Below are 649 nucleotides of genomic sequence, written 5' to 3' on the forward strand. Positions count from 1 at the left end.
TGACTCTCTACCAGGCCCTGGGCCTCCTCCAACACCTCATCGCCACCTGGACCGGCACCTGCCCCACCTGCCAACAGACCGTCCCATGGCAGCCCTACGACACCACCTAACAAAGCACTACTAGTCGGCGGCCGGCTCCGGCGGTTCCTCCGGGAGCGGGGCCGGGGTAGGGGTCGGGAGCGCGGCCGCCGGCGGGGTCGGGAGTGGGGCCGCCGGCGGGGTCGGGAGTGGGGCCGCCGGCACGGCCGGGAGCGGCGACGGCGGCGCGGGTTCCCAGGCGGCCGGAAGGTAGTCGTACGGCTCGTAGCCGGGGTCGTCGAGGTCGTCGAGGTCCTCGGCGGCGGGTACGGCCCCGGCGCCCGCCGGCCGGTCCACGGAGGAGATCCGTCCCGGAGCCGCGGCCGACGGCGGGACCGGCGCGGGGCCGGAGGAGGCGCCGGAGGGAACGGACACCGGGACCCCGGGTGCGGCGACCGGCGCCGGCGGGGACTTCGGGCGCGGGACGCGGCGGCCCCAGGCCCGTACCGCCAGAGCCGTCGGGACCCCGACGCAGGCGCCCCAGAGGACCGTCGCGGCGCCCGCCTGCCACCACACGGGGCCGAACGCCGAGAGGCGGCCGCTGCCGAGCGGGCCGCCCGCGGCGCCCGCG

At 79.0% G+C, this 649-nt stretch carries 1 pseudogene; it reads right to left on the bottom strand.

Annotated elements, in window-relative coordinates:
* Window positions 1–120 precede the first annotated feature (120 nt).
* Window positions 121–649, bottom strand: a pseudogene (locus MRBLMG1_RS36195) (hypothetical protein); the annotation flags it as partial.

The sequence above is a fragment of the Streptomyces sp. LMG1-1-1.1 genome, from assembly GCF_040815545.1.
In the GTDB taxonomy this organism is placed as follows: Bacteria; Actinomycetota; Actinomycetes; order Streptomycetales; family Streptomycetaceae; genus Streptomyces.